The organism is Lysobacter luteus (assembly GCF_907164845.1).
Classification (GTDB): Bacteria; Pseudomonadota; Gammaproteobacteria; order Xanthomonadales; family Xanthomonadaceae; genus Novilysobacter; species Novilysobacter luteus.
In genome coordinates this window covers 2,547,125-2,572,719 of sequence record NZ_OU015430.1, presented here as the reverse complement: position 1 = coordinate 2,572,719, position 25,595 = coordinate 2,547,125, and the positions used below count along the sequence as shown (strand labels likewise).

General features: G+C 69.7%; 23 protein-coding genes. 15 read left to right on the top strand and 8 right to left on the bottom strand.

Annotated features, from left to right (window positions below; genetic code table 11):
- Positions 1-43: 43 nt before the first annotated feature.
- The 3 genes from KOD61_RS12100 (at position 44) to KOD61_RS12090 (ending at position 3,616) form a co-directional block, all read left to right on the top strand.
- The gene (locus tag KOD61_RS12100; RefSeq protein ID WP_215218907.1) at positions 44-1,993 is read left to right on the top strand and encodes a M1 family metallopeptidase; all 1,950 of its coding nucleotides are present in this window, start codon (positions 44-46) and stop codon (positions 1,991-1,993) included.
- Positions 1,994-2,280: 287 nt separating this feature from the next.
- A complete protein-coding gene (locus KOD61_RS12095; RefSeq protein WP_215220404.1) occupies positions 2,281-2,997 on the top strand; it encodes a hypothetical protein in 717 nt (238 codons plus the stop codon).
- Positions 2,998-3,148: 151 nt separating this feature from the next.
- The gene (locus KOD61_RS12090) at positions 3,149-3,616 is read left to right on the top strand and encodes an aminoacyl-tRNA deacylase (protein WP_215218906.1); all 468 of its coding nucleotides are present in this window, start codon (positions 3,149-3,151) and stop codon (positions 3,614-3,616) included.
- Positions 3,617-3,631: 15 nt separating this feature from the next.
- Here the strand turns inward: KOD61_RS12090 and KOD61_RS12085 are convergent, their stop codons facing one another.
- A complete protein-coding gene (locus KOD61_RS12085) occupies positions 3,632-4,564 on the bottom strand; it encodes a carbohydrate kinase family protein (protein WP_215218905.1) in 933 nt (310 codons plus the stop codon).
- A gap of 274 nt (positions 4,565-4,838) precedes the next feature.
- Here KOD61_RS12085 and KOD61_RS12080 point away from each other — a divergent pair, with 274 nt between their 5' ends.
- The 8 genes from KOD61_RS12080 to KOD61_RS12045 all read left to right on the top strand — a co-directional run bounded on the left by KOD61_RS12080 (position 4,839) and on the right by KOD61_RS12045 (position 14,064).
- Positions 4,839-5,885, top strand: a complete 1,047-nt coding sequence (locus KOD61_RS12080; RefSeq protein ID WP_215218904.1) for a rod shape-determining protein — start codon at positions 4,839-4,841, stop codon at positions 5,883-5,885.
- Between the two features lie 25 nt (positions 5,886-5,910).
- Positions 5,911-6,903 carry a rod shape-determining protein MreC gene (gene mreC, locus KOD61_RS12075; RefSeq protein ID WP_215218903.1) on the top strand — a complete coding sequence of 331 codons (993 nt, stop codon included), beginning with the start codon at positions 5,911-5,913 and terminating at the stop codon, positions 6,901-6,903.
- Positions 6,900-7,385: a rod shape-determining protein MreD gene (gene mreD, locus KOD61_RS12070; RefSeq protein ID WP_215218902.1), complete on the top strand. Its 486-nt coding sequence runs from the start codon at positions 6,900-6,902 to the stop codon at positions 7,383-7,385. Before mreC ends, mreD begins: the two co-directional genes overlap by 4 nt.
- 1 nt (position 7,386) lies before the next feature.
- The gene (gene mrdA / locus KOD61_RS12065) at positions 7,387-9,333 is read left to right on the top strand and encodes a penicillin-binding protein 2 (protein WP_251370595.1); all 1,947 of its coding nucleotides are present in this window, start codon (positions 7,387-7,389) and stop codon (positions 9,331-9,333) included.
- On the top strand, positions 9,330-10,442 hold the full coding sequence (gene rodA / locus KOD61_RS12060; protein ID WP_215218901.1) for a rod shape-determining protein RodA: 1,113 nt from the start codon (positions 9,330-9,332) through the stop codon (positions 10,440-10,442). The genes mrdA and rodA overlap by 4 nt, the downstream gene beginning before the upstream one ends.
- Before the next feature lie 95 nt (positions 10,443-10,537).
- Positions 10,538-11,677 (top strand): lytic murein transglycosylase B, encoded by a 1,140-nt coding sequence (gene mltB / locus KOD61_RS12055; protein ID WP_215218900.1) that lies wholly within the window; start codon positions 10,538-10,540, stop codon positions 11,675-11,677.
- Complete coding sequence (locus KOD61_RS12050) at positions 11,674-12,774, top strand: septal ring lytic transglycosylase RlpA family protein (RefSeq protein ID WP_215218899.1); 1,101 nt, start codon at positions 11,674-11,676, stop codon at positions 12,772-12,774. The genes mltB and KOD61_RS12050 overlap by 4 nt, the downstream gene beginning before the upstream one ends.
- A gap of 69 nt (positions 12,775-12,843) precedes the next feature.
- Positions 12,844-14,064, top strand: coding sequence for a D-alanyl-D-alanine carboxypeptidase family protein (locus KOD61_RS12045; RefSeq protein ID WP_215218898.1), 1,221 nt, complete (start codon positions 12,844-12,846; stop codon positions 14,062-14,064).
- Between the two features lie 66 nt (positions 14,065-14,130).
- Here the strand turns inward: KOD61_RS12045 and KOD61_RS12040 are convergent, their stop codons facing one another.
- Positions 14,131-15,054 carry a CsgG/HfaB family protein gene (locus KOD61_RS12040; RefSeq protein ID WP_215218897.1) on the bottom strand — a complete coding sequence of 308 codons (924 nt, stop codon included), beginning with the start codon at positions 15,052-15,054 and terminating at the stop codon, positions 14,131-14,133.
- 131 nt (positions 15,055-15,185) lie between these two features.
- On the opposite strand from KOD61_RS12040, the gene KOD61_RS12035 reads away from it, so the two are divergent.
- The 4 genes from KOD61_RS12035 (at position 15,186) to KOD61_RS12020 (ending at position 19,846) form a co-directional block, all read left to right on the top strand.
- The gene (locus KOD61_RS12035; protein ID WP_215218896.1) at positions 15,186-15,464 is read left to right on the top strand and encodes a DUF493 family protein; all 279 of its coding nucleotides are present in this window, start codon (positions 15,186-15,188) and stop codon (positions 15,462-15,464) included.
- Positions 15,452-16,165, top strand: coding sequence for a lipoyl(octanoyl) transferase LipB (gene lipB, locus KOD61_RS12030; RefSeq protein WP_215218895.1), 714 nt, complete (start codon positions 15,452-15,454; stop codon positions 16,163-16,165). Before KOD61_RS12035 ends, lipB begins: the two co-directional genes overlap by 13 nt.
- 42 nt (positions 16,166-16,207) lie before the next feature.
- Positions 16,208-17,236, top strand: a complete 1,029-nt coding sequence (gene lipA, locus KOD61_RS12025; protein WP_215218894.1) for a lipoyl synthase — start codon at positions 16,208-16,210, stop codon at positions 17,234-17,236.
- 339 nt (positions 17,237-17,575) lie between these two features.
- Positions 17,576-19,846: a carboxy terminal-processing peptidase gene (locus KOD61_RS12020; protein ID WP_215218893.1), complete on the top strand. Its 2,271-nt coding sequence runs from the start codon at positions 17,576-17,578 to the stop codon at positions 19,844-19,846.
- A 230-nt stretch (positions 19,847-20,076) separates the two neighbouring features.
- Here KOD61_RS12020 and KOD61_RS12015 read toward each other — a convergent pair whose 3' ends face one another.
- From KOD61_RS12015 to KOD61_RS11990, 6 genes are all read right to left on the bottom strand, one after another.
- Positions 20,077-21,390, bottom strand: coding sequence for an ABC transporter permease (locus tag KOD61_RS12015; RefSeq protein WP_215218892.1), 1,314 nt, complete (start codon positions 21,388-21,390; stop codon positions 20,077-20,079).
- A gap of 30 nt (positions 21,391-21,420) precedes the next feature.
- A complete protein-coding gene (locus tag KOD61_RS12010; RefSeq protein WP_215218891.1) occupies positions 21,421-22,578 on the bottom strand; it encodes an ABC transporter permease in 1,158 nt (385 codons plus the stop codon).
- A 28-nt stretch (positions 22,579-22,606) separates the two neighbouring features.
- The gene (locus tag KOD61_RS12005) at positions 22,607-23,299 is read right to left on the bottom strand and encodes an ABC transporter ATP-binding protein (RefSeq protein ID WP_215220402.1); all 693 of its coding nucleotides are present in this window, start codon (positions 23,297-23,299) and stop codon (positions 22,607-22,609) included.
- A 66-nt stretch (positions 23,300-23,365) separates the two neighbouring features.
- Positions 23,366-24,625, bottom strand: a complete 1,260-nt coding sequence (locus KOD61_RS12000; RefSeq protein WP_215218890.1) for an efflux RND transporter periplasmic adaptor subunit — start codon at positions 24,623-24,625, stop codon at positions 23,366-23,368.
- A 99-nt stretch (positions 24,626-24,724) separates the two neighbouring features.
- The gene (locus KOD61_RS11995; protein WP_215218889.1) at positions 24,725-25,024 is read right to left on the bottom strand and encodes a winged helix-turn-helix domain-containing protein; all 300 of its coding nucleotides are present in this window, start codon (positions 25,022-25,024) and stop codon (positions 24,725-24,727) included.
- Complete coding sequence (locus KOD61_RS11990; RefSeq protein ID WP_215218888.1) at positions 25,021-25,593, bottom strand: hypothetical protein; 573 nt, start codon at positions 25,591-25,593, stop codon at positions 25,021-25,023. The genes KOD61_RS11995 and KOD61_RS11990 overlap by 4 nt, the downstream gene beginning before the upstream one ends.
- Positions 25,594-25,595 lie beyond the last annotated feature (2 nt).

Below are 25,595 nucleotides of genomic sequence, written 5' to 3'. Positions count from 1 at the left end.
GCGGCGCTACACTCGACGGCTCACCTGTAACCGTGGGTCCGACATGCGTTCTTCGATCATGACTTTGTGCCTGGTTGGCGCCACCGCGCTGGCCGGCTGCGCGCGCGATGCCGCGCCGCCCGCCGACAGCGCCGCCACGCCGGAAGGCACCCCGGCAGCCACCGCCCCCGCCGCGCACTTCGACCAGCATTCCTACGCCGAGCCGGGCAAGGTCCGTATCGAGGACCTCGCGCTGGCGCTTGCAGTGGACTTCGAGCAGAAGCAGTTGTCGGGCAGTGCGACCTACACGCTCGACTGGGTCGATCCGGAAGCGACGCAGCTGGTGCTCGATACCCGTGACCTGACCATCGAAAAGGTCGTAGGCGAGCGTGCGGACGGCAAGTGGGCGGATCTCGAGTACACCCTGGCCGACGCGCAGCCACCGCTGGGCAGCAAGCTGACGATCGAGGCGCCGCAGCGCAGTGAGCGCATTCGCGTCACCTACCGCACCGCACCGCAGGCGTCCGGCCTGCAGTGGCTGACCCCGGCGATGACGGAAGGTGGCGAGCAGCCCTTCATGTTCAGCCAGTCGCAGCAGATCCACGCGCGTTCGTGGGTGCCGTTGCAGGACACGCCGCAGGTACGCTTCACCTACACCGCACACGTGACCAGCCCCGAGGACGTGATGGTGCTGATGAGCGCCGACAACGACCCGGACGCAGCCCGTGACGGCGACTACCGCTTCGAGATGCCGCAGCCGATCCCGTCGTACCTGCTGGCGATCGCGGCCGGCGACCTCGTGTTCGAACCGATCAGCGAGCGCAGTGGCGTGTGGGCCGAGCCGGCGATGGTCGAGAAGGCTTCCGCCGAGTTCGCCGACACCGAGAAGATGATCGAGGTCACCGAGGAGCTGTACGGCCCGTACCGCTGGGGCCGCTACGACATGCTGGTGCTGCCGCCGTCGTTCCCGTACGGAGGCATGGAGAACCCGCGCCTGAGCTTCATCACCCCGACCGTGATCGTCGGCGACAAGTCGCTGGTCTCGCTGATCGCACACGAGCTGGCGCACAGCTGGTCGGGCAACCTGGTCACCTTCGTCACGCCCAACCACGGCTGGCTCAACGAGGGCGTGACCAGCTACGTCGAGAACCGCATCGTCGAGGCGCTGTACGGCAAGGAGCGCGCCGACATGGAGACCGCGATCGCCCGCAACGCGCTGCGCGAGGGCATCGAAGAGATGTCGGACGCGGCGCAGTCGCTGGCGATCCGTCCGGGCGTGGAGCCCGCGGTGGACGCCGACGGCAGCGAGGTCGCGTACGACAAGGGCGCATGGTTCCTGTCGTTCCTGGAGCAGCGTTTCGGCCGCGACGTGTTCGACCCGTTCCTGCGCGGCTACTTCGACCACTTCGCCTTCCAGGGCATCGACAGCCAGACCTTCATCGATTACGCGAAGGACAACCTGCTGGCCAAGCACCCCGGCAAGGTGACCGAGGCCGAGCTGGAGCAGTGGATCTATGAGCCCGGCATCCCGGACTCGGCGCCGGAGGTCAGCTCGCCGCGCTTCGATGCCGTCGACACCGCGCGCAAGGCGTGGCTGGACGGCGGCGAACTGCCGGCCACGTCCGTCACCGACGCGTGGACAACGCAGGAGTGGGTGCACTTCGTCGAGGGCATGCCCGAGACGCTGCCGGTCGACCGCCTGGCCGCGCTCGACAAGGCGTATGCCTTTACCGGCACGGCGAACGGTGAGATCGCCCAGCGCTGGTACCCGCTGGCCGTGCGCAGCGGTTACGGCGAGGCCAACGAGGAAATTGCCGAGTTCCTGCAGCGTGTCGGCCGCCGCAAGCTGATCATGCCGACCTACGACGCCCTGGTGAAAACGCCGGAAGGCCTGGCGCTGGCCGAGAAGGTCCTGTCCGACGCACGCGCCGGCTACCACCCGATCACCACCGGCTCGGTCGACGCGGTGATCGCCAAGGCCAAGGGTGAAGCAACCACTACCCAGGCCGATTGATCCCGCTGCCTGCACCACCACGCGGCCGCCTCCGGGCGGCCGCGTTGTTCATGCGCCCCGGCGTTTGACCCCGAGCGGTTCCGTGCTCTTGTAGGAGCGACGTGAGACGCGATTCGCCGACCCCTGTTCCACGCCGCGTTCAACGCGAGGTCATGATCGCGCGACCGCGACAACGCGCTCCACGCCGCGACACGGTTGCCAGTGGGTCGCGACTCACGTCGCTCCTACGCCAACGACGCCTCCGTCGAGAGACAATGGCCCTGCCCATCTCCGAGGAAACCTGCCCGATGAAGATCCAGGTCACGTTGCTGTCTGCCGCGCTGGCGCTTGCCGCCTGCCAGCCCGCCGCCGATCCGGAGGCGCAGCGTGCGGCGCAGGCCGCCGCGCAGGAAAAGGCGGCCGACGCCATGGCGCAGCAGTTCGACGAGCAGTTCGCCGCCGGCAACTGGAGCCTGGCCAAGGCCCACGGTGACGTGCTCGTGGCCGAGTACCCCAACAGCGAGGCCGCCGCCCGCATCCAGGCGCAGCACGCCGAAGCGTCGGAAAAGGCGATCGAGCAGAGCGAAGCGGCGCGGATGGAGGCGCTGTGGGCGTACCAGAGCGAACCGGTCGGCGCGAAGCAGCAGCTGTCCGCGGCGATCTACGCGAAGGAGAACGTCGAGACCGACGGCGCCACGCCACGCCCGGTCCGGCTGATCTTCCGTGACCACCCCGAATGGGGCGACAGCGCCTACCTGACGCTCGAAGCGGGCGACTTCGACTGTTACGGCGGATGCCGTGTGGGCGTTACCGTCGATGATGGCGAGCCGCGGCGGATGGCCGCGAGCCGGCCCGACACCGACGAGGCGATCGCCATGTTCATCGAGGACGAGGCCGCGTTGTGGAAGCTCGCCGGCCAGGCCACCACACTGTCGGTCGAGTTCCCGGCCAAGGCCGGCGGCACCCGCACAGCGGTGTTCGAGGTCGGCGGCCTTGAGCCCTCGAAGCTGCCCGACTGGAACTGACGCTGCGCCCTGTAGGAGCGGCTTCAGCCGCGATCGGAAGATACCCGCAGTATCGATTCCGATCGCGCCTTAACCCGCTGCTGCGGTTTCCATCACGCAGCGACACCCTCGCCGGCGTAGGCTCGAATTCCCGCCTGCGGAGGCCGCTGCCATGCTTGCGCCACGCCTGCACCACTTCCTCGACGAGCGCCACGTCCCGTACGAAACCCTCACCCACGCCCGCACCATCACCGCCCAGGAAACCGCCAACGCGGCACAGATCGGCAGCCGCCACTTCGCCAAGACCGTGATGGTCAAGGTGGACGGCGCACTGGCGATGGTGGTGATGCCGGCCGCGTACCGCACCGATCTCGCGCGGCTGTCGCGCGCGCTGGATGGCGCGTCGGTCGAACTGGCGAGCGAGTCCGAGTTCCGCGATGCGTTCCCTGACTGCGAGGTCGGCGCGATGCCGCCGTTCGGCAACCTCTACGGCATGCCGGTGTACGCCGACACGCGCCTGTCGGGCGAAGAGCAGATCGCGTTCAATGCGGGCACCCACACCGACCTGGTGAAGATGCCCTACGCGGAGTTCGAGCAGCTGGCCCGGCCGCGGATGCTGCACCTGGCCCAGGTGATGTAGCCCCGCGCCACACGGTCAGATCGCGTGGCCGAACTGTTCCTTGTACTGCGCGGCGAACGTGGCGTAGTCGAACTGCTGGTTCTGGGTGCCGGGATGCTCGACCTTGAGCGCACCCATCAGCGACGCCATGCGGCCGCTGGTGGCGAGGTCGTCGCCGCGCATCAGGCCGAACATCAGGCCGGCGCGGTAGGCGTCGCCGCACCCGGTCGGGTCGACGATCTGGCGCTCGCGCGCCGGCGGGATCGCGATGGTCTCGCCGCCGGTGTGGATCTCCGAACCGCGCGGCCCGCGCGTGGTGATGTAGGCCTTCACCCGCGAGGCGATCTGCGCCTCGTCCCAGCCGGTGCGCTCCTGCAGCAGGTTGGATTCGTAGTCGTTGACGACCACGTAGTCGGCCTGCTCGATGAAGTGGCGGAACTCCTCGCCATTGAACAGCGGCATCGCCTGGCCGGGATCGAAGATGAAGGGGATGCCGGCCTCGGCGAACTCGGTCGCGTTCTGCAGCATCGCCTCGCGGCCGTCCGGGGCAACGATGCCGAAGCTGACGCCCTCGACCTCGCGCACGTGGTTGCGGTGGCTTTCCATCATCGCGCCCGGATGGAAGGCGATGATCTGGTTGTTGTCCAGGTCGGTGGTGATGAACGCCTGGGCGGTGAACAGCTCGGGCAGCTCGCGCACCTGGTCCAGGCGGATGCCCTTGCTGACGAACCACTCGCGATAGGGTCCGAAATCCTGGCCGACGGTCGCCATCGGAATCGGGTCGGCGCCCAGCAACTTGAGGTTGTAGGCGATGTTGCCCGCGCAGCCACCGAACTCGCGCCGCATCCGCGGCACCAGGAACGAGACGTTCAGGATGTGCACCTTGTCCGGCAGGATGTGGTTCTTGAACTGGTCCTGGAACACCATGATGGTGTCGTAGGCCAGCGAGCCGCAGATCAGGGCAGACATCGGTATTCACACTCCGGGGTTGAGCCGGCCGGGTCGGGCGGGCACATGCGGGTCGGGCGCGGGGCGCGCGGGAGGGGGAGGCCGGGCGGCGTCGCCGGCTAGGTTACCGGCCGGGGCTCCCGACGGCCAGCGCGGCAAGCTGTGACGGGCGTCGCGTGGGCGACGGCACGGGGCAGAAGGTGCCCGGCCGCGGCCGTTTTTCTGTTGCCCGGGCGGGGGGGCGTTGCTAGGCTAGCCGATCGCTCCCGGCATCCTTCCCACGGCCCATTCGACGATGTTCAAGAAGTTTCGCGGCATGTTCTCCAATGACCTGTCCATCGACCTGGGCACGGCCAACACCCTGATCTATGTCCGCGGGCAGGGAATCGTCCTGAACGAGCCGTCGGTGGTCGCCGTCCGGCAGGACCGCCTGATCGGCGGCAACCGCTCGGTCGCCGCGGTCGGCACCGAGGCCAAGCAGATGCTGGGCCGCACCCCGGGGCACATCACCACGATCCGGCCGATGAAGGACGGCGTCATCGCCGACTTCACCTACACCGAGGAGATGCTCAAGCACTTCATCCGCAAGGTGCACAAGAGCCGCTTCCTGCGGCCGAGCCCGCGGGTGCTGGTGTGCGTGCCGTGTGGTTCGACCCAGGTCGAGCGCCGCGCGATCAAGGAATCGGCCGAGGAGGCCGGCGCGCGCGAGGTCTACCTGATCGAGGAGCCGATGGCCGCGGCGATCGGCGCCGGCATGCCGGTCACCGAGGCGCGCGGCTCGATGGTGGTCGACATCGGCGGTGGCACCACCGAGGTCGCGGTGATCGCGCTCAACGGCATCGTCTACTCGGCCTCGGTCCGGATCGGTGGCGACCGCTTCGACGAGTCGATCATCGCCTACGTGCGCCGCACCTACGGCACCCTGATCGGCGAGGCGACCGCCGAGCGGGTCAAGATGCAGCTCGGCTGCGCCTATCCGCAGGAAGACAACGGCAGCATGGAAGTGACCGGCCGCAACCTGGCGGAAGGCGTGCCGAAGATGATCACGATCACCGCCAACGAGGTGCTGGAGGCGCTGCGTGAGCCGCTGGCCGGCATCGTTACCGCGATCAAGCTGGCGCTCGAGCAGACCCCGCCGGAGCTGGGCGCGGACGTCGCCGAGCGCGGCATCGTGCTCACCGGTGGCGGCGCGATGCTGCGCGACCTGGACCGGCTGATCAGCGAGGAGACCGGCCTGCACGTCCAGGTCGCCGACGACCCGCTGACCTGCGTCGCCCGCGGTGGTGGCCGCGCGCTGGAACTGGTGGACATGCACGGCAACGAGTTCTTCGCGCCGGAATAATCGCTGTAACCGGGGAACCCTGACCGTGCCCAGTTACGCCGGTCCCACCACGCCCAACCGCGGCGGCGATGTCGCCGGCACCCTGCGGCTGCTGGCGTACCTGAGCCTGGCGCTGGTGCTGGTGGTGCTGGACCACCGCGGCGGCTGGCTCAACCAGGCCCGGCAACAGGTATCGCTGCTGGTGCAGCCGTTGTGGATGGTGGCCGGCTGGCCCGGGCAGATGGCCCGCACCCTGTACGACGACGCCGGCACGCTGGCGCAGCTGACCGAGGAGAACGAGCGGCTGCGCAACGAGCTGCTGCTCAACAGCGCCCGGATCACACGCCTGCAGACGCTGGCGGTCGACAACGAACGCCTGCGCGGACTGCTGGGCGCCGCCCGGCGCGGCAACCTCGACGTACAGCTGGCGCCGATCCTCGACATCGACCTCGACCCGACCCGCCAGCGGCTCGTGCTGGACGCCGGCGGCAGCCACGGCGTGCAGGTCGGGCAGAGCGTGATCGACGCCGGCGGCCTGGTTGGCCAGGTGATCGAATCCCGGCCGATGCACGCCACCGTGCTGCTGCTGACCGACCCATCGCACGCGGTGCCGGTCGCGGTGACGCGCAGCGGCGTGCGGCTGGTGGCCTACGGTAACGGCCGCGCCGACATGCTGAGCCTGCCCGGCATCCCGCTGTCGACCGACATCAAGGTCGGCGACCGGCTGGTCACCTCGGGCCTGGGCGGGCGGTTCCCTGCGGGCTTCCCGGTCGGGACGATCGTCTCGCTGAAGCCCGACGACAGCCGCGCGTTCCTGGTGGGCGAGGTGCGGCCGGCCGCCAGCCTCGACCGTGGCCGCGACGTGCTGCTGCTGCGCAGCGTGCCGGCGCCCCCACTGGAAGCGGCGGAAGCGTCGTCGCCCGCCGCCGAAGCATCGCCGGACGACGCATCGCCGACCGAAGCGGCGCCGACCGACGCAACGCCGCCCGACGCAACACCTGCGGCCCAGGCGCCGCCGGCCGAAGGTGCCCGCCCGTGACACGCCAGCGCAAAGCCTGGCTGTTGCCCGCCAGCGTGGTGGTCGCGCTGCTGCTCGGCCTGTTGCCGCTGCCCGCCTCGCTGCTGCCGCTGCGGCCGTACTGGCTGGCGCTGGTGGTCGCCTACTGGGTGATCGAGGATCCCGACCGCGCCGGCCTGGGCTTCGCCTTCATCGTCGGCGTGCTGGCAGACCTGGTGTTCGGCAGCCTGCTGGGCGAGCAGGCGCTGCGGCTGGTGGTGATGGCCTTCATCCTGCAGCGCTTCCGTGCCCGGATCCGCTTCTTCCCGATGTCGCAGCAGGCGCTGGCGATCGGCGGCCTGCTGTTGAACGACCGCATCGTGACCGCCGGCCTGCACATCGCGCTGGGCATCCAGCCGTTGCCGACCATGTTCTGGCTGGCACCGCTGACCGGCATGCTGCTGTGGCCGCCGGTGTTCGTGCTGCTGGACGCACTGCGCCTGGGCCACTGGCGGAGGCGCTGAGGTGCGTCGACCGCGCCGCCTGCTCAAGAACACCGCGGCCGAGGCAGGGCAGTTCCGGCGCCGCGCCATGCTCGCCTTCCTCGGCGTGGTGGTGGCACTGGCCGGGCTGGCGCTGTGGTACTTCCGCCTGCAGGTCTGGCAGTACGAGGACTACGCCACCCGCTCCGAGCAGAACCGCGTCAAGCTGGTGCCGGTGGTGCCGGGGCGTGGCCTGATCTACGACCGCGACGGCCGGATCCTGGCCGACAACGTGCCGGCGTTCCGGCTCGAGGTCACGATGAACGAGGCCGGCGACCCGGACCAGTGGCTGCCGGCACTGTCGCGCATCATCGCGCTGACGCCGGAGGAGATCGCCGCGTTCCACGAGGCGCGCACGGCGACCCGCAGCTTCAAGCCGGTCCCGCTGAAGATGCGCATCACCCCGGAGGAGGCCGCGCGCTTTGCGGTCGACCGCTGGCGCTACCCGGGCGTGGAGATCGTCTCCTACCTCAATCGTCGTTACCTCCACGGTGAACTCTTCGCCCACGTGATCGGTTACGTCTCACGGGTCGACGCCGAGGACGTGAAGGCGATGGGCGACGACATCGCAAACTTCAGCCATACCGGCAAGACGGGCCTGGAGCGCTCCTACGAGGACGTGCTGCGCGGGCGGATCGGTTTCGAGAAGGTCGAGACCAATGTCGAAGGCCGGCCGATGGGGCTGGTGGGCCGGGTGCCCGCAACCCCCGGCGCCGACCTGCGGCTGTCGATCGACCTCGACCTGCAGCGGGCGATGGTGGCCGCGTTCGGCGAGGCCGACGGGTCGGCGGTGGCGATCGATCCGCGCGACGGGCAGGTGCTGGCGATGGTCAGCAAGCCGTCCTACGACACCAACCTGTTCGTCAACGGCATCTCGCAGGCCGACTACGACGCGCTGCTCAACAACCCCTCGCGGCCGCTGTACAACCGCAACGTGCTGGGTGGCGGACCGCCGGGTTCGACGGTCAAGCCGATGGTGGCGCTCGCGGGACTGGACAGCGGGCTGCGCACACCGTCCGACCGGACCTTCTCCAGCGGCGAATTCTTCATCCCCGGACAGCGCCGCGGCTACCGCGACTCGCACCGTGGCGGCCATGGCTGGACCGACCTGCGCGACTCGATCGCGCAGTCGGTCAACACGTACTACTACAAGCTCGCGCTCGACATGGGCATCGACAAGCTGGCCGGCTACATGCATCGCTACGGCTTCGGCGAACCCACCGGCATCGACCTGCTGGGCGAGAACAGCGGCGTGGTGCCGTCGCGCGATTACAAGCGCAAGGTCAGCACCGAGCCGTGGTACCCGGGGGAGACGGTCATCGCCGGCATCGGACAGGGGTACTGGATCGCCACCGCGCTGCAGCTGGTGCGCGCGACCGGCGCGATCGCCAATGGGGGGCGGTTGAACGAGCTCCGCCTGGTCGAGGCGCGCCGGGACGGCTACCGCGAGCCGTGGCGTGAATTGCCCGGCATTGCCGGTGAACCGATCACCGACAACCCGGCGCACCTGCGGGCGGTGCACGAAGGCATGGTGGCCACCGTCAACGGACCACGCGGCACCGCGCGCGCTGCCGGGGCGGGCGCGCCGTACACGATTGCCGGCAAGACCGGCACCGCCCAGCGCTCCAGTCGCAAGGGCAACATCAGCGCCGACCCGCGCTCACTGCCCTACCACCTGCGGCACACCGCGCTGTTCATCGGGTACGCGCCGGCCGAAGACCCGACGATCGCGGTCGCGGTCGTGGTCGAGCACGGCGGTTACGGTGGCAGCGCTGCGGCGCCGATCGCCCGGGCGGTGTTCGACGCCTGGCTGCTGGGCAAGATGCCCGAAGGGTTCGACGACGTCGCCCGGCCGCCGTTGCCCGGCGCCGGCGCCGGCGCCGGCGCAGCGGACGGCGAAGCGGTGGAAGCGGGAGACCCCACGCCATGAACGTCATCCTGCGCTGGCTGCTCGACCTGCTGTTCCGGCTGGTACGCACGCTCGACCTGCCACTGCTGGCCGCGCTTGCCGCGCTGATGGCGATCGGGCTGGCGGTGCTCTACAGCGCCGGCGGCCAGTCGACGTCGCTGGTGGTCGCCCAGGGCGCCCGCTTCGGTGTCGGACTGGCGGCGATGTGGGGGCTGTCGCGCCTGCCGCCGACCCAGCTGCGCAACTGGACCCCGCTGGTCTACGGCGCCTCGTTGCTGCCACTGGTCGCGGTGCTGCTGGTCGGCGAGGGCCGCCACGGGGCGCACTGGATCAACCTGGGCGTGTTCTATTTCCAGCCCTCGGAGCTGCTCAAGCTGAGCCTGCCGATGATGGTCGCCTGGTACCTCAACACCCAGCCGCTGCCGCCGCGCCTGGGCACCGTGCTGGTTGCCGCGGTGTTGATCGGTGTGCCGACCGGGTTGATCCTGCTGCAACCCGACTTCGGCACGGCGATGCTCGTCGGCATCAGCGGCGCGTTCGTGCTGTACCTGGCCGGGCTGTCGTGGTGGTGGTTCGGCGCGGCGATCGCCGGGGTGGCCGCAGTCGCACCGGTCGCCTGGTTCTGGCTGCTGCGCCCCTACCAGAAGGACCGCATCCTGACCTTCCTGGACCCCGAGTCCGATCCGCTGGGCGCGGGTTGGAACATCATCCAGAGCAAGATCGCGATCGGTGGCGGCGGCCTGACCGGCAAGGGCTGGGGCGAGGGCACCCAGGCCCACCTGAACTACATCCCGGAGCACACCACCGACTTCATCTTCGCCGTGCTCAGCGAGGAGTTCGGCTGGGTCGGCGTGGCGGTGACGCTGGCCCTGTACCTGTTCGTGGTCGGGCGGTGCCTGTGGATCGCCGCCGATGCGCGCGATGGTTACTCACGGCTGGTGGCCGGCGCGCTGGGGCTGGCCTTCTGTGTGTACGTGGTGGTCAACGGCGGGATGATCGCCGGGCTGCTGCCGGTGGTCGGGGTGCCGATGCCGCTGCTGAGCTACGGCGGTACGTCGGCGGTGTCGCTGCTGGCCGGGTTGGGCGTGGTCATGGCGGTGCGCGCGCACCGGCCGGTGCACGGACACTGACCGGCGCTCATGAACGACAACACAACCTGACTCACGTCCGGCGCAGCGGCGTCACGCGGTTTTGACCCTTCCGAACAAGTGCTAACCTCGCGGCGATGACCCGAAACCTCGCCAGCCGCGCCCTGCTTTGTGCGCTCCCGCTCGCGTTGGTGGCCTGCGCCACGCAGACCCCGCCGTCGCCCCCCCCGCAACCGGAACAGCCGGCCGCCGTCGAGCCTGCCGCGCCGCCGGCGCCGCCTGCGGTGTCGACCGCGCAGCCGCTGGAGGTCGCCAAGGCCGAGTTCATCAGCACGACCTCGGCCCGCTACGGCATCGACCCGGTCGAAATCGCCCAGGTCCTGGCCCAGGCCGAAATCCGCGACAGCATCATCAATGCCATGTCGCGTCCGGCCGAAGCCAAGCCGTGGAGCGCGTACCGGCCGATCTTCATCACCCAGGCGAGGATCAACGCCGGACAGGCGTTCCTGGCGCAGCATCGCGACGCGCTGGCCAAGGTCGAGGCCGACACCGGCGTGCCGGCCGAGATCATCGTCTCGATCCTCGGGGTGGAAACCAGCTACGGCGGCAACATGGGCAGCTACCCGGTGGTCGACGCGCTGTACACGCTCGCGTTCGCCTATCCGCGCACCAACGAGCCGGCCAAGATCGCCCGCGAGAACCAGCGCGAAGCGTTCTTCCGCGACGAGCTGGCGCAGGTGTTCGCGCTCGGCAAGGAGAACGGTTTCGACATCACCACGCTGAAGGGCAGCTACGCCGGCGCGATGGGCTGGGGCCAGTTCATGCCATCGAGCTACCGCGACTTCGCGGTCGACGGCAACGGTGACGGCAAGGTCGACCTGTTCAACGCACTGCCGGACGTGTTCGCCTCGGTGGCCAATTACTTCGTCGAGAAGGGCGGCTGGGAGCGCGGCGGCCCGGTGGTGGTGCGCGCGCGCAAGGCCGACGGCGCGGTCGCGTTCGACCCCGACGGCCTGGAGCCTCGCTACACGCTCGAGCAGCTGGCCGCGCGCGGCTATACGCCGGCCACGCCGGTGACGGGCACGCCGAAGGCGACGCTGTTCACCCTCGACGGCGTGGACGGCAAGGAATACTGGATCGGCTTCAACAACTTCCACGCGATCACCCGTTACAACAACTCGCGCCACTACGCGATGGCGGTGTACGAGCTGGCCGAGGCGATCGCCGGCCGCGACCCGCTCGCCGCACGCAACGCGCTGGGCGACGGCGGCGCATGAGACGGCTGGTGGCCGCCGTGTTGGTGCTCGGGCTCGCCGCCTGCGCAAGCCAGCCGACCAAGCCCGATGCCGGCGCCAAGGCTCCGCCGGCGAGCCCCGCCACCGGGTCCACGACGTCGCCGTATCCGCCCGCGCAGGAGGACCCCTCCAAGCGCGGCGACTACACCGCCGGTGGCCTGTACGCCCCGCACATCAAGGATTCCGCGCCGGGCGAGGACATCGACGTGTCCGCGATCCCGGAGCCGGCGGTCGTCGCCGAGCCGCGCTCGCGCTACGGCAACCGCTCGACCTACAGCGTGCTGGGCAAGAACTACCACGTCATGGACGATGCCGCCGGCTACGTCGAGCAGGGCCTGGCCTCGTACTACGGCAAGAAGTTCCACGGCCGCCGCACCTCCAACATGGAGGTGTACGACATGTACGCCTTCACCGCCGCGCACAAGACCCTGCCGCTGCCCAGCTTCGCGCGCGTGACCAACCTCGACAACAACCGCTCGGTGGTTGTCCGCGTCAACGACCGCGGCCCGTTCCACAAGGGCCGGATCATCGACCTCAGCTATGCCGCGGCGGTCAAGCTGGGCATCACCCGGGCCGGCACCGGCCGGGTCGAGGTGAGGGCACTGCTGCCCGGCGAAGCGCAGTCGCTTCGTGCCGATGCCGCGCCCGTACCGGCGCCGGTCGACACCCGCACGGCCGACATCGCGCCGAGGACCACCATGGACACGCTGGTGGCGGCGCTGCCCGATCGGCCCGCCAGCCTGCCCGCCGATGCCGCCGCGCCGATGGGCGCCCCGCCGCTCGCCGCCGGCCTGGTGGCCAGCACCGACCTTGATGCGGCCACCGCGGCTCGCGCGGGCTCCACGTCCGAGCGCGTGGTCCTGCAGGTCGCCAGCTTCACGACGCGTGGCAATGCCGACCGCGCGCTGGCGATGCTGCGCGGCGCCGGCATCGATGGCGCAAGCCTCGAGGACGGTGCCGCCAACGGCCGGCCGGTGTGGCGCCTGCGGGTGGGTCCGCTTGCCCGCCAGGCGGTGGCGTCGCTGTCGACCCGCATCGCCGGGCTGGGGCTGGGTACCCCGCAGCTGGTCCAGGACTGACCGCGCCCCACCCGACGTTTTTCCCGATAGTCAGACGCCGGCCTGCGCCGGCCCCGGAGTAGTTGAACGATGAAAGTCCCCGCAGTCCTTCGCGCGATCGGCCTGGCCGCGCTGACCACCTTCACCGTCGGCATGGCGTTCGCGCAGCAGCCGGCGCCGGCGCCCAAGCCTGCCGCGCAGGCGCCCGCCAGCGATGCGCTGCCGGTTCCGCCGCCGCCGGAAGTGGCCGGTACCGCCTGGATCGTGATGGACGCGGCCAGCGGCAACGTGCTGGCCGGGGAGAACATCGACCAGCCGCTGGAGCCGGCCAGCATCACCAAGGTCATGACCAGCTACGTGATCGCCGCCGAGATGGCCGGCGGCAAGGTCAGCGAGGACGACCAGGTGATGATGACCGAGCACGCCTGGCGCACCGGCGGGGCCGGCACCGATGGCAGCTACTCCGGCTTCGAGGTCAACAAGACCGCACCGCTGGTGCAGATGGAAAAGGGCATGGTGGTGCAGTCCGGCAACGATGCCGCGATCGCCCTGGCCCAGCACGTGGCCGGCAGCGTCGACGCGTTCGCCGCGCTGATGAACATGTACGCCGAGCGGATCGGCATGCGCAACAGCCACTTCGTGAACCCGACCGGCCTGCCGGCCGAGGGCCACGTGTCGAGCGCGCGCGACCTCGCGCTGCTGGGGCGCGCGCTGATCCGCGACTTCCCGAAGGCGTACTCCTACAACAGCATCCGCGAATTCACGGTCGGGCCGATCACCCAGCCCAACCGCAACGTGCTGCTGTGGCGCGACCAGAGCGTGGACGGCATCAAGACCGGCCACACCTCCGGCGCGGGCTACTGCCTGATGGCCTCGGCCGAGCGCGGCGACCAGCGCCTGATCACCGTCGTCCTGGGCTCCACGTCGGAGAAGCAGCGCGCGGACGACAGCCAGGCCCTGCTCAACTGGGGCTTCCGCTTCTACGAGACCCACAAGCTGTACGACGCTGGCACCCAGGTGGCCGACCAGAAGGTCTGGAAGGGTGCGTCCGACCGGCTGCAGCTGGGCGTTGCCGAACCGCTGCTGGTGACCATTCCGCGCGGCCGCTACGAGCGCCTGAAGCCGATGATGGACGTGCCCAAGACCCTGGTCGCGCCGATTGCGAAGGGCCAGGAGATCGGCACGGTCAAGGTGATGCTCGACGACAAGGTGGTCGCGCAGCGGCCGCTGGTGGCACTGAACGCGGTCGAGGAGGGCGGCTTCTTCAAGCGCCTGTGGGACGAGTTCTGGATGTGGTGGGAATCGGTCTGAGCCGACGCGTCACCGCATGAAGCAAAGGCCGGCGGATGCCGGCCTTTGTCGTTTCAGCGCGCCAGTTCAGCGCGCCAGTTCAAACAACGTCGACGACACCCAGCCCTTGTTGCCGAGCTCGTCCTCGACCTCCCACATCATCGACTGCTTGTTGCCGGTGGGGTACAGCATCATGCCGACATCGAGGTCGCGCACCGCGGCGCCGCCGCCATCGGCCTGCGCCAGCAGCCGGCCCGGCCGGGTCATGCGCACCGCTTGCTGCACGTTCGCGGCGGACGCGCTGGCCGGCATGCCACCGAGCTGGCCAACCAGGTCGGTGTAGGCCTGCAGGTAGGCGAGGGTGATCACCTGGCCGATCTCGGTATTGGCGTAGCCGGTTGCGCCGGCACCGCCCAGCAACCCGTTGAACACCCCGGCGCCCGCCCCCCAGCCCAGGTCGGTCTTGGTCGCGTGGCCTTCGGTCATGGCCAGCTGCTCGGACGAGCGCACGTCGGTCACGGTCAGCACGACGTCGGCGGTCTTGCGCTTGATGTTCAACCCGCCGACCAGCGCACCGACGTTGCGGTCGCCGATCAACCCGCCCAGCAGGCCGCCGATGCGGTTGCCGCCGGCATTGGAGTTCTGCGAGACCAGGTCCGGCACCAGCACGTAGTCGGCCGCCTTGACCTGTCCCTTGCCGAGGTTGGAGCCGACCCGCAGGTCGCCGTCGGCCGCGAGCTCGCGCTCGGCCTGCATTGCCGCCATGCCCTTGCCCCGGTCGAGCAGGGTGAAGCAGCCGGAGCGGTTGACGAACACCTTGATGAGCGACGACGGCGCACCGAGCCGGTGCGCGCTCCACCAGTTGTTCTCCGGCTCCAGCACGGCCAGCGTGCCGAGGTTGCGCGAGCAGGTCGGGATGTCGGCCTGCCGGGTCGGCGACTGCGCCTGCAGCGGCAACGGGGCGGCGACGAGGGCGGCGAGGGAGAGGGCGAGCAACGAGGTTGGTTTCATGGTGGGTTTCCGCAACGTATGGGTGGAGGGCCTGCTGCTGCAGGCCGCGCTCACCCATGAAACGCAGGAAGTCGCGGGAAGCTGCCACCGGTCCCCTTGGGTTCCCGAGGCGCCGCTCCCATAATCGCGGAATGGAAATCCGCTCCGACAACCCTGAACACGGCTTCCAGTTCCCCGGCGAGTTCCAGTTGAGCGCGATGGGCCCGGCCGCCCGGGACCTCGAAACCGCGCTCCCGACCCTGCTGCTCGATGCCGGGATCGAGGTCGTGACCGAGCAGGTCGACTGGAAGCACTCCTCCAACGGTCGTTACGTCTCGGTGCGCATCGTGTTTCGCGCCGAGTCGCGCGAGCAGTACGACCGTGCGCACGAGGTACTGCGCGGGCACCCGGAAGTGAAGTGGACGCTGTAGCGGCCTGCTCGGCGGCATCGGCCGAAGCCTCCAAAGCCGGGCGTACCCCGCTGCCAGCCGCGCGGGTCCGCGATCTCGGCCGGCAACCCTACGAGCCGGTCTGGCGTGCGATGCAGGCGTTCACCGATGCCCGCGGCGCCGACACCGCCGACGAGCTGTGGCTGGTCGAGCACGAACCGGTGTTCACCCTCGGCCAGGCGGGCAAGCCCGAGCACGTGCTCATGCCGGGCGACATCCCGGTGCTGCACGTCGACCGCGGCGGCCAGGTGACCTACCACGGTCTCGGCCAACTGGTGCTGTACCCGCTGCTCGACCTGAAGCGGCTCAAGGTCGGCGTGCGCGAGTACGTCTGCCGGATCGAGCAGGCGATCATCGACACCCTTGCCGACTGGAACATCGAGGCGGTTCGGCGCGACGGTGCACCGGGCGTCTATGTCGCCGGCGCCAAGATCGCCGCGCTCGGCATCCGCGTGCGGCGCGGTTGCACCTTCCACGGACTGGCCTTCAACATCGACATGGACCTGGCGCCGTTCCAGCGGATCAACCCCTGCGGCTACGCCGGGCTGGCCGTGACCTCGATGGTAGACTTGGGCGGCCCGTCGGGCCTCGACGCGGTCAAACCCGCGCTGGTCGGACACCTCGCCGCGCAGTTCGGGCTGGCCGTCGAAACCGCGCCGCCACCGGTGCTGCCGACGCCCTGATAGCCAAGGCCCGGGTCGCCACCCCGGGCGAACCGGATGACCATGACCGACACCGCCACCAAGACCATCCCGCTCGCGGTTGTCAGCGGCGATGCGCCCGTCCCGGTCCAGCCGGCTCCACTCGTGCCAGGCGTGAAGCAGGTTGCCGGCGACAAGATCAACCGCTCGCCGGTGCAGTTCGCCGATGCGCCAGTGCTGCGCAAGCCTTCGTGGATCCGGGTCCGCATCCCGTCCGGCAACGCGGTCCAGAAGCTCAAGGCCAAGCTGCGCGAGAACCGCCTGGTCACGGTGTGCGAAGACGCCAGCTGCCCGAACATCCACGAGTGCTTCAGCCACGGCACCGCCACGTTCATGATCCTCGGCGAGGTCTGCACCCGCCGCTGCAGCTTCTGCGACGTCGCCCACGGCCGGCCCAAGCCGCCGGACGCGGACGAGCCGCGCCGGCTGGCCGAAACCGTCACCGACATGGGCCTGCGCTACGTGGTGGTGACCAGCGTCGACCGCGACGACCTGCGTGATGGCGGGGCCCAGCATTTCGTCGACTGCATCGCCGCCATCCGCCGGCAGAGCCCGGGCACGAAGATCGAGATCCTGACCCCGGACTTCCGCGGCAAGGGCCGGATGGAGCGCGCGCTGGAGATCCTGGCGACCAACCCGCCGGACGTGTTCAACCACAACCTCGAAACCGTGCCGCACCTGTACCGCAACGTCCGGCCGGGCGCGGACTACCAGTGGTCGCTGACCCTGCTGCGCAAGTTCAAGGCGCAGCACCCGGACGTCACCACCAAGTCCGGGATCATGCTCGGCCTCGGCGAGACCCGGGAGCAGGTGGAGGACACCCTGCGCGACCTGCGCGCCCACGACGTCGACATGATCACGATCGGCCAGTACCTGCAGCCCAGCCCGCACCACCACCCGGTGATGCGCTACTGGACGCCCGACGAGTACCGGCACTTCGAGGAGTTCGGCATGGCGCTGGGCTTCACCCATGTCGCTTCCGGGCCGATGGTGCGCTCGTCCTACCACGCCGACCGCTCGGCGAAGGAAGCCGGGCTGGCGGTCCCGGCCTGACACTCCGGTCCCGGTCCCGGTCCCGGTCCCGGTCAAGTCCCCGGGTGGCCGCGTTGCCGCGGTCTTCGCGTCGACAGTGGTGTGATGGGGGTGCGCCGGAAGCCGGCGGGGCACTGCGGTGCCGCGCGGCTTCCGACGCGATCTGTTCCGGGCAGGAGCCCAAGCTGAACCGCAATGGTGGCGCGGGCACGCCTGAGCCCCGCTTTGTGCGCCGCCGACGTGACAGTGACTGCAACTTTAGGCACTGTCGGGTGGTCCGAGCTTGCTGCAACCCTGACTACGGCTCGTCCCCAGTGGTCGCCACCGCCGGCGCCCGCGAACACCTCCGCGAAGTACCCCATGATCGCCAAGACCCCCCTGTTCGCCCTCCTGCTCACCGCGCCGCTGGCCCTGCTGGCGCGCGCCGACAACGCCGCGCTGCCTGTCCCCGTCGACGCCGGCACGCAGGCGCCGCCGGCGACGCTGTCCACGCCGGCCGAGCCGTCCGTGCGCCCGGCGGGCACGTCCGCTGCGTTGCCGACCGGTCCGACCGAGTACCAGGCCACCGCCGCCAAGCTGGTCTACGGCCTGCTGTCGGACAGCCGCTACGCGTACCGGCCGCAGCCGCTGGATGATGCGCTGTCGGCGGACATGTACCAGCGTTACCTGGAGGCGCTCGACGGCGGCAAGCAGTTCTTCACCGCGGCCGACATCGCCCGCTTCGACCGCTACGAGACGCTGCTCGACGACGCCATCAAGAGTGGCGAGCTGGAGCCGGCTTATGCGATCTTCGCGACCTACCGGCAGCGCGTCGACGAGCGCGTCGAATACGCCCGCAGCCTGCTCAAGCAGGACATCTTCGACTTCACCGGTGACGACCGCTTCCACTACGACCGCGAGGATGCGGAGTGGGTGGCCGATGCCGACGCGCTCGACGCGCTGTGGAAGCAGTCGGTCCGCAATGACTGGCTGCGCCTGAAGCTGGCCGGCAAGGAGGCCGACAGCATCCGCGAGACCCTCGACAAGCGCTACGCCAACCTCGCCGAGAACGTCTCCGAGCTGGAAGGCCAGGACGTGTTCCAGACCTTCCTCAACAGCTACGCCGGCGCGATCGATCCACACACCGACTACTTCACCCCGCGCTCGGCCGAAAACTTCAACCTGTCCATGTCGCTGTCGCTTGAAGGTATCGGCGCGGTGCTGCAGAAGCAGGATGACGTGGTCGCGATCCGCGAGATCGTCGCCGGCGGCCCCGCCGACAAGACCGGCATCCTCGCCCCGGGCGATCGCATCACCGCGGTCGGCCAGGGCGAGAGCGGGCCGATGGTCGACGTGATCGGCTGGCGCTTGGACAACGTGGTCGAGAAGATCCGCGGGCCGAAGGGCTCGCAGGTGCGGCTGGACATGATCCCGGCCGGCGCCGGCCTGGACAGCAAGCCGGCCCGCGTGGTGATCACCCGCGACGAGGTCCGGCTCGAGGACCAGGCCGCCAAGGCCGAGGTGCTGACCATTCCCGGCCAGTCCGACGCGCCCGACCAGCGCATCGGGGTGATCGAGCTGCCCGGCTTCTACCAGGATTTCGAAGGCCGCCGCCTCAACCGCGACGACTACGCCTCGGCCACCCGCGACGTCGGCAAGCTGCTGCGCGAGCTGCAGACCCAGGATGTCGATGGCGTGGTACTCGACCTGCGCAACAACGGCGGCGGCTCGCTGACCGAGGCGATCGAGCTGACCGGCCTGTTCATCGACCAGGGCCCGGTGGTGCAGGTGCGCGAGTCCGGTGGCCGGGTCAGCGTGGAAGGCGACCGCGACGGCGGCGTGGCATGGGATGGCCCGCTGGCGGTGCTGGTCAACCGTGGCTCGGCGTCGGCGTCGGAAATCTTCGCCGGCGCGATCCAGGACTACGGCCGCGGCCTGGTCATCGGCGAGACCACCTTCGGCAAGGGCACGGTGCAGAACCTGGTCGACCTCGACCGCTGGCCGGCCAACGAGGAGGAACGCTTCGGCCAGGTCAAGCTGACGATCGCCCAGTTCTTCCGCGTCAGTGGCGGCTCGACCCAGAACAAGGGCGTGGTGCCCGACATCAACTTCCCGGCGTCGGTCGATGCGACCGAGTACGGCGAGAGCACCTACGACAACGCGTTGCCGTGGACCAAGATCGCCGAGGTGCCGCACATCCGCTACGGCAACTTCGCCCCGCTCGTGCCGCAGCTCGAGGCGCTGCACAGCAAGCGCGTGGCCGACAACCGCGAGTTCCAGTGGTGGAAGGAAGATGTCGAGCGCTACCGCACCGAGGCGGCCGAGACCTCGATCTCGCTCAACGAGGCCGAGCGCCGCGCCGAGCGCGACGCCAACGAGGCGCGCCGCAAGGAGCGACAGGAAATCCGCAAGGAGCTGGGCCTCGCCCTCGACCCGCTGGCGGCCGCCCAGCTCGACGATGGCCTGACCGCCAACGAGCGCGACATCGTCGAGGACACTGCCCGCCAGAAGGCTGCAGAAGACCGTCCCGACCCGCTGCTGCGCGAGTCCGCCGCCATCCTCGCCGACGCCGTCTGGCTGCTGAGCAACGACGCGCAGCTGTCCGCGGCGGTGTTGCCGGGCTCGGCCAGCGCGGGGCACTGGGCGGACTGAAGTCCCGCAGGCACGGACACGACACGGGCGCCCCAGGGCGCCCGTTGTCTATCCGCGTGCCGTCACCGCGTGCCGTCAATCGCGTGCCGTCAACCGCGTGCCGTCAACCGCGCGCCGGTAGGAGCGACGTAAGTCGCGAACCACTGACCCGTCGATCCCTGTCCGATTGGCTGCGCGGTCGCGACTTACGTCGCTCCTACGGCAATCGGGCAGCGCCGTTGCCGCGAGCGCTATGCCGCCCGCAGTGCCGTCGTCACCGGCAGCCGCGCCGCCCGCAGGGCCGGGAACAGGCCGCCCACCAGGCCGATGCCGAGCGCCCACTTCAGGCCGCTCCACAGCAGCTCGGGTGAGACCCGGAACGAGAACACCACCTGGCTGAAGTTGCTGCCCAGGGTGGACACGGTGTAGCCGTTGAACACCAGCCACGCCAGCGCCGCGCCGAGGATGCCGCCGAGCAGCGCGAGCAGCATCGTCTCCAGCATCACCGCCACCACTACCGGCAGGCCGCGGAAGCCGATCGCGCGCATTGTCGCGATCTCGCGCGCCCGTCCGGCGACCGCCGCGTACATCGTGTTGAGCGCGCCGAACACCGCGCCGATCGCCATGATCGCGCCGATGACCGTGCCGAGCACCTTGATCAGCTTGGTCAACCCTTCGGACTGCTTGGAGTAGTAGCTGCGCGTGGTCTCGATATCGAGCTTGAGCCGCGGGTCGGCCGCCATGGCCGCCTTGAGTGCCTGCATGCCGCCGCCGGCCAGGCGCGCGGTGATCGACTGGTACGCCGGCCGGTTGTAGGTGCTGGCGACGATCTCGGCATCGGCCCACAGCTCGGACTCGTGCGAGTCGCCGCTTTCGAAGCGGCCCACAACAGTCCACGTCTGGTTGCCGATCGTGATGGTGTTACCGACGTCGAGCCCGCTGAACTGCTGGTGCGCGCCGTCGCCGACGATCAGCTCGCGCAGGCCCGGTTCGAACCGGCGGCCCTCGACCAGCTGGACCTGCGGCCGGATCTCCCAGGCCTTTGGCCCGACGCCGCGCAACTGCGCATTGACGTCGCTGCCGTCGGACGCGCTGGGCAGGCTGATCACCTGCGACAGCTCCGGCGACAGCAGCGGCCGGCCGTCGCTGCCCTGGGCGATGCCCGGCAGCGAGGACACCAGCGGCACCTGGTCGCGGCTGATGACCGAGTTGGTCTCGGCCTGTGAACCGCCGCGCAGGATGATCGCGGTGTCGTCGTCGCCGGTGCGGTTGAGTGTCTCGGCAAAGCCCTCGCCCATCGCCAGCATTGCCACCAGCACGCCGACCACGCCGGCGATGCCGACGATGATCACCGACGAGGCACCCCATCGCTGCGGCAGGCTCGCGATCCCGACGCGCGTCGCCGCCAGCGCCAGCCGCCCGCTGCGGGTCAGCACAAGCCACAGCCCCAGCAGCACCGCCACGGCCAGCACGCCCCACCGGGGCAGCATGATCCAGACCACCAGCCCGGCCGCGAGGGCGACCAGGACGCCGAGATTGCCGAGCCACTTTGCAGAACGCTTCATATCCGGATCCTCATCCTGTGTGTGTCGCGCTTAGCGCCCGGCCAGCGCATCGACGATGTTCAGGCGCATCGCGCGCAGTGCCGGCAGCAGCCCGACCACCAGCCCGATCGCAAGCATCAGTCCCAACCCGACGAGCCATGTCTGCGTCTGTACCGTCGGCAACTGCACGATGCCGCCGCTGGCCGCGCTCACCGCTGGCATCAACGCGGCCGCGATCGCCAGCCCCACCAGCCCGCCCAGCAGCACCAGCAGCACCGACTCGGCCAGCACCAGCATCAGCACGCTGCGGCTGCTGAAGCCGATGGTCTTGAGTACGGCCAGTTCGGGGATCCGTTCACGCACCGCCTGCGCCATGGTGTTGCCGGTCAGCAGCAGCAGGGTGAAGAACACCGCGCCCATGATCGCGCTGACGATCAGCCCGATGTCGGCGAACTGCTTGATGAAGGCCTGGTTGAACGCCTGCTCGGTCTGGGTCTTGGTCTCGTGGTCGGAGTTGGCCGAGATCGCGTCGATCGCGCGTGCCACCTGCGAGGCCTGGTCGATGTCCGTCAGCTTGACCATGTACCAGCCGATCTCGTCGGTGATGTAGTCGTTGGCCTCGTTGAAGTAGTCCCAGTGGAACATCAGCTGGTTCTCCTCGCCCTGGCGCTTGTCGTCGGCCAGCTCGAAGATGCCGCGCAGGGTGAAGCTCCAATCGTTGCTGCCGTCCTTGGGGAAGATCGTCGCCTGCAGCGGGATGGTGTCGCCGACCTTCCAGCCGTGGCGCTCGGCCAGCGCCGCGCCGACGATCGCGCCGGTGCGGTCGGCCTTGAAGGCCTCCAGCTGGTCGGCCGGGATGGTGTACTCGGGGTACAGCTCGAAATAGTCCGGACCCACCGCGAAGTTGGGGAAGAAGTTCTTCGGGTCGCGGTAGATGCCGCCGAACCAGTTCGCGTAGACCACCTTCTCCACCCCGGGCACCGACGCGATCTGCGCGGTCAGCCGCGAGGGCAGGGTCTGCGTGATCGACAGGCGCGAGGCGACCACCAGGCGGTCGGCGCCGGCCACGCTGCCACCGGCATTGAAGGCGACGCGGACCGAGTCGAGCATGCCGAACAGCAGGAATGCGGCCACCACCGACAACAGCGTCAGCAACGTGCGGGTCTTGCTGCGGAACAGCGCGGCCCAGATCAGGTGCAGGTATTTCATGTCCCGGCTCCTTCGGAAGCGGCGCGCATCAGTGCGCGGCGGCCAGCTCGCCTTCGACCAGGCTGCCCTTGTCGAGGTGGATGGTGCGGCGTGCGTGGTCGGCGGCCTTCGGGTCGTGGGTCACCATGACGATGGTCTTGCCGTGGTCGCGGTTGAGCGACTGCAGCAGCGCCAGGATCTCCTCGGCCGATTGCCGGTCGAGGTCGCCGGTGGGCTCGTCGCAGATCAGCAGGGTCGGATCGGAGACGATCGCGCGGGCGATCGCAACGCGCTGCTGCTGGCCGCCGGAGAGTTCGTTGGGCCGGTGTTTGCCGCGCTCCTCCAGCCCGACCAGCTTCAGCGCGATCTCGGCGTTGCGCTTGCGCTGCGCGGCCGACAACCGGGTCAGCAGCAGGGGCAGCTCGACGTTCTTCTGCGCGTTGAGGGTCGGCATCAGGTTGTAGAACTGGAACACGAACCCGACGTGGTCGCTGCGCCAGTTGGAGAGCTGGCCCGAACCCATCGTGTCGATGCGCTGGCCGTTGATCTCGATCTCGCCGCCGCTGGGCGAGTCCAGCCCGCCGATGAGGTTGAGCAGGGTGGTCTTGCCCGAACCCGACGGTCCCATCAGCGCGACGAAGTCGCCCTCGGGAATCTCCAGGTCGATGCCGTGCAGCACCTCGACCGTTTCAGGCCCGCGCTGGTAGCTCTTGGTGAGGTTGCGGATCGAGACCAGAGACATGGTGGCGTCCTTGTTTGGAGTGGGTGTCATGCCGTCGCGGCGCATGTGCCGGTGGCGGGAATGCGATCAGTCCGTGGCGGGTTGCGCCAGGCGCACGCGGGTGCCGTCCTGGAGATCAGCGGCAGGTTCGAGCACGACCTTCTCTCCGCCGGCCAGCCCGGAGGTGACCTCGCGGTCGTCGCCGAGCGTGCGCCCGAGTTCAAGCGTGCGTTGCTCGACCGTGCCGCCTTCGTCGTCGGTGTCGACCACGGTGAAGGCAACGTCGCTGCCGTCGCGCTTCACGATCGCGGCGGCCGGCACCAGTACCCCTCGCGGCACTTCCTCGGCCGACGCCGGCCGCGCGGTTTCCAGGAAGCTCACGCGCACGCCCATGTCGGGGACGATGCGCTCGTCCTTGGCATGCAGGGCGATGCGCACCTTGACCGTGGCCTTGCCGCGGTCGGCGGTGGGGATGATCGCGATGACCTCGCCGGGGATCTGCCAGTCGGGGTAGGCGTTGAGCGTGGCCTCGACCGGCATCTCCGGCTTGACCCGACCGATGTAGGACTCGCCGACGTCGACCTCGACCTCGAGCGAATCCATGTCGACGATCGTGCCGATGCCGGTGCGGGTGAAACCGCCGCCCGCCGACAGCGGGGAGATCATCTCGCCCGGCTGCGCGGCCTTGGCGATCACCACGCCGGCAAACGGCGCGCGCACGACGGTGTTGTCGACACTGTTGTCGGCGATCGCCAGCTGGTCGGCGGCGACCTCGACATTGCGACGCGCGGTGACCAGGTTCGCGCGCAGGGCGTCGCGCTCGGCCACGGTCTGGTCGTACTGCGCCTGCGACACCAGTTGCTGGGCGACCAGGCCCTGCAGCCGGCGCGCGCTGGCCTCGGCTTCCTCGAACCGGGCCTGGGCGCCGGCGACCTGGCTGCGGGCGGCCGACAGTTGCGCGGCGGCCAGGTCGCGACCGGCCACCGCATCGACCGGATCGAGCGTGGCCATCACCTCGCCGGCGGCAACCCGCTGGCCTTCCTCGATCAGCACCTCGCGCACCTTGCCGGTCACCTTGGCCGAGACGGTCGCCATCCGCCGCGCGACCACGTAGCCGGTCGCATCGAGCACGGACGCCGGTGCATTGCCGCTGCCGATCGCCACCACCGTGGCGGTGCGCACTTCCGGCCCGCCGCGACCGCCGAACACCAGCCAGCCGACCAGCACCGCCAGCAGCACCACCGCGGCAACGGCCGCGCCATACAGCAGGGCCCGTCGCGGCTCCCGGGGAGCGGGCGCATTGCGGTCGATCTTGAGTGCCTTGAGCAGGTCGGCCGAATCGTTCATGTGCATCCCTGACGTCACGAAGCGTCGAGTGTGACCCCGTACCCGGGCCGATCCAACCTGCCAAAGGTCAGTAACGATGCCGGGACGATCGTCGCCATCTCAGCCCTCGGCCGTTGCGATCAGTGCCTGCAGCGCCGCCAGGTGGCGCTCCAGTGCCTTGCGTCCTTCGTCTGTAAGCCGGTACCAGGTCACCGGCTTGCGGTCGACGAAGTCGCGGCGCAGTTCGATGCAGCCGGCATCCTCCAGTTTGCGCAGCTGCGCACCGAGGTTGCCGTCGGTCAGTTCCAGCTGCTGCTTGAACCGGGCGAAGCTGATCTCGTCGTGGCGGGCGAGCAGCACGCCAATCGCGAGGCGCGCGCGGTGTTCGAAGACGGGATCAAGGCCATCGAGCGCTTTCATCCCTGCGTGGCCGGCAGCCGGTCGCGGCGCCCGGCATGGCCCGCCCACGCCAGCGCCAGGCCAATCACGACGCCGGTCCCGGTCCAGGTGTAGGGCAGCGCGAACAGGTTCAGGACCACGAACGCGGCAAGCATCAGCAGCCCGCTCCACAGCAGCGGCCGCTCCAGGTGGACACCGGCGAACGCGTAGGCCAGCCCGGCCACCAGCAGGAAGTTGCCGACCGCGGTCTCGATCGGGCTGCCGCGCAGCACCGGCAGCCAGCACAGCAGGAAGCCCACGCCGGCCACCAGCCAGTGCAGCCCGTGGCGACGGCCACGCTCCCGGTCCATCGTGCCGTGGCGCCGGCTGTCGCGTGCCCCCAGCCACATGCTGGCGAGCCCGCCGCCGATGCCGCACACCACCCAGAACGGCGCGGCCAGGTGCGGCGCGAAGTCGGGCAGGGCGAAGCCGACGGCGACGATCACCGCCCACAGGAAGTAGATCGAGGGGACGCCGGCCGCGCGCTCGTGGCGGCGCACTGCGCTGGCGACGAAGGCCAGGTCCTGACGGAGGTTGTCGTTGGTGGTCATGG

Excerpts from the sequence above, each read along its gene's own strand:
- KOD61_RS12100 (WP_215218907.1), top strand. The coding sequence starts at position 44 with ATGCGTTCTTCGATCATGACTTTGTGCCTGGTTGGCGCCACCGCGCTG.
- KOD61_RS12085 (WP_215218905.1), bottom strand. The coding sequence starts at position 4,564 with ATGTCTGCCCTGATCTGCGGCTCGCTGGCCTACGACACCATCATGGTG.
- KOD61_RS12000 (WP_215218890.1), bottom strand. The coding sequence starts at position 24,625 with ATGAACGATTCGGCCGACCTGCTCAAGGCACTCAAGATCGACCGCAAT.
- KOD61_RS12045 (WP_215218898.1), top strand. The coding sequence starts at position 12,844 with ATGAAAGTCCCCGCAGTCCTTCGCGCGATCGGCCTGGCCGCGCTGACC.
- KOD61_RS12080 (WP_215218904.1), top strand. The coding sequence starts at position 4,839 with ATGTTCAAGAAGTTTCGCGGCATGTTCTCCAATGACCTGTCCATCGAC.
- KOD61_RS12005 (WP_215220402.1), bottom strand. The coding sequence starts at position 23,299 with ATGTCTCTGGTCTCGATCCGCAACCTCACCAAGAGCTACCAGCGCGGG.
- KOD61_RS12035 (WP_215218896.1), top strand. The coding sequence starts at position 15,186 with ATGGAAATCCGCTCCGACAACCCTGAACACGGCTTCCAGTTCCCCGGC.
- KOD61_RS12050 (WP_215218899.1), top strand. The coding sequence starts at position 11,674 with ATGAGACGGCTGGTGGCCGCCGTGTTGGTGCTCGGGCTCGCCGCCTGC.
- mltB (WP_215218900.1), top strand. The coding sequence starts at position 10,538 with ATGACCCGAAACCTCGCCAGCCGCGCCCTGCTTTGTGCGCTCCCGCTC.
- KOD61_RS12010 (WP_215218891.1), bottom strand. The coding sequence starts at position 22,578 with ATGAAATACCTGCACCTGATCTGGGCCGCGCTGTTCCGCAGCAAGACC.
- KOD61_RS12040 (WP_215218897.1), bottom strand. The coding sequence starts at position 15,054 with ATGAAACCAACCTCGTTGCTCGCCCTCTCCCTCGCCGCCCTCGTCGCC.
- KOD61_RS12015 (WP_215218892.1), bottom strand. The coding sequence starts at position 21,390 with ATGAAGCGTTCTGCAAAGTGGCTCGGCAATCTCGGCGTCCTGGTCGCC.
- KOD61_RS12020 (WP_215218893.1), top strand. The coding sequence starts at position 17,576 with ATGATCGCCAAGACCCCCCTGTTCGCCCTCCTGCTCACCGCGCCGCTG.
- KOD61_RS11990 (WP_215218888.1), bottom strand. The coding sequence starts at position 25,593 with ATGACCACCAACGACAACCTCCGTCAGGACCTGGCCTTCGTCGCCAGC.
- lipA (WP_215218894.1), top strand. The coding sequence starts at position 16,208 with ATGACCGACACCGCCACCAAGACCATCCCGCTCGCGGTTGTCAGCGGC.
- KOD61_RS12095 (WP_215220404.1), top strand. The coding sequence starts at position 2,281 with ATGAAGATCCAGGTCACGTTGCTGTCTGCCGCGCTGGCGCTTGCCGCC.
- rodA (WP_215218901.1), top strand. The coding sequence starts at position 9,330 with ATGAACGTCATCCTGCGCTGGCTGCTCGACCTGCTGTTCCGGCTGGTA.
- KOD61_RS11995 (WP_215218889.1), bottom strand. The coding sequence starts at position 25,024 with ATGAAAGCGCTCGATGGCCTTGATCCCGTCTTCGAACACCGCGCGCGC.
- KOD61_RS12090 (WP_215218906.1), top strand. The coding sequence starts at position 3,149 with ATGCTTGCGCCACGCCTGCACCACTTCCTCGACGAGCGCCACGTCCCG.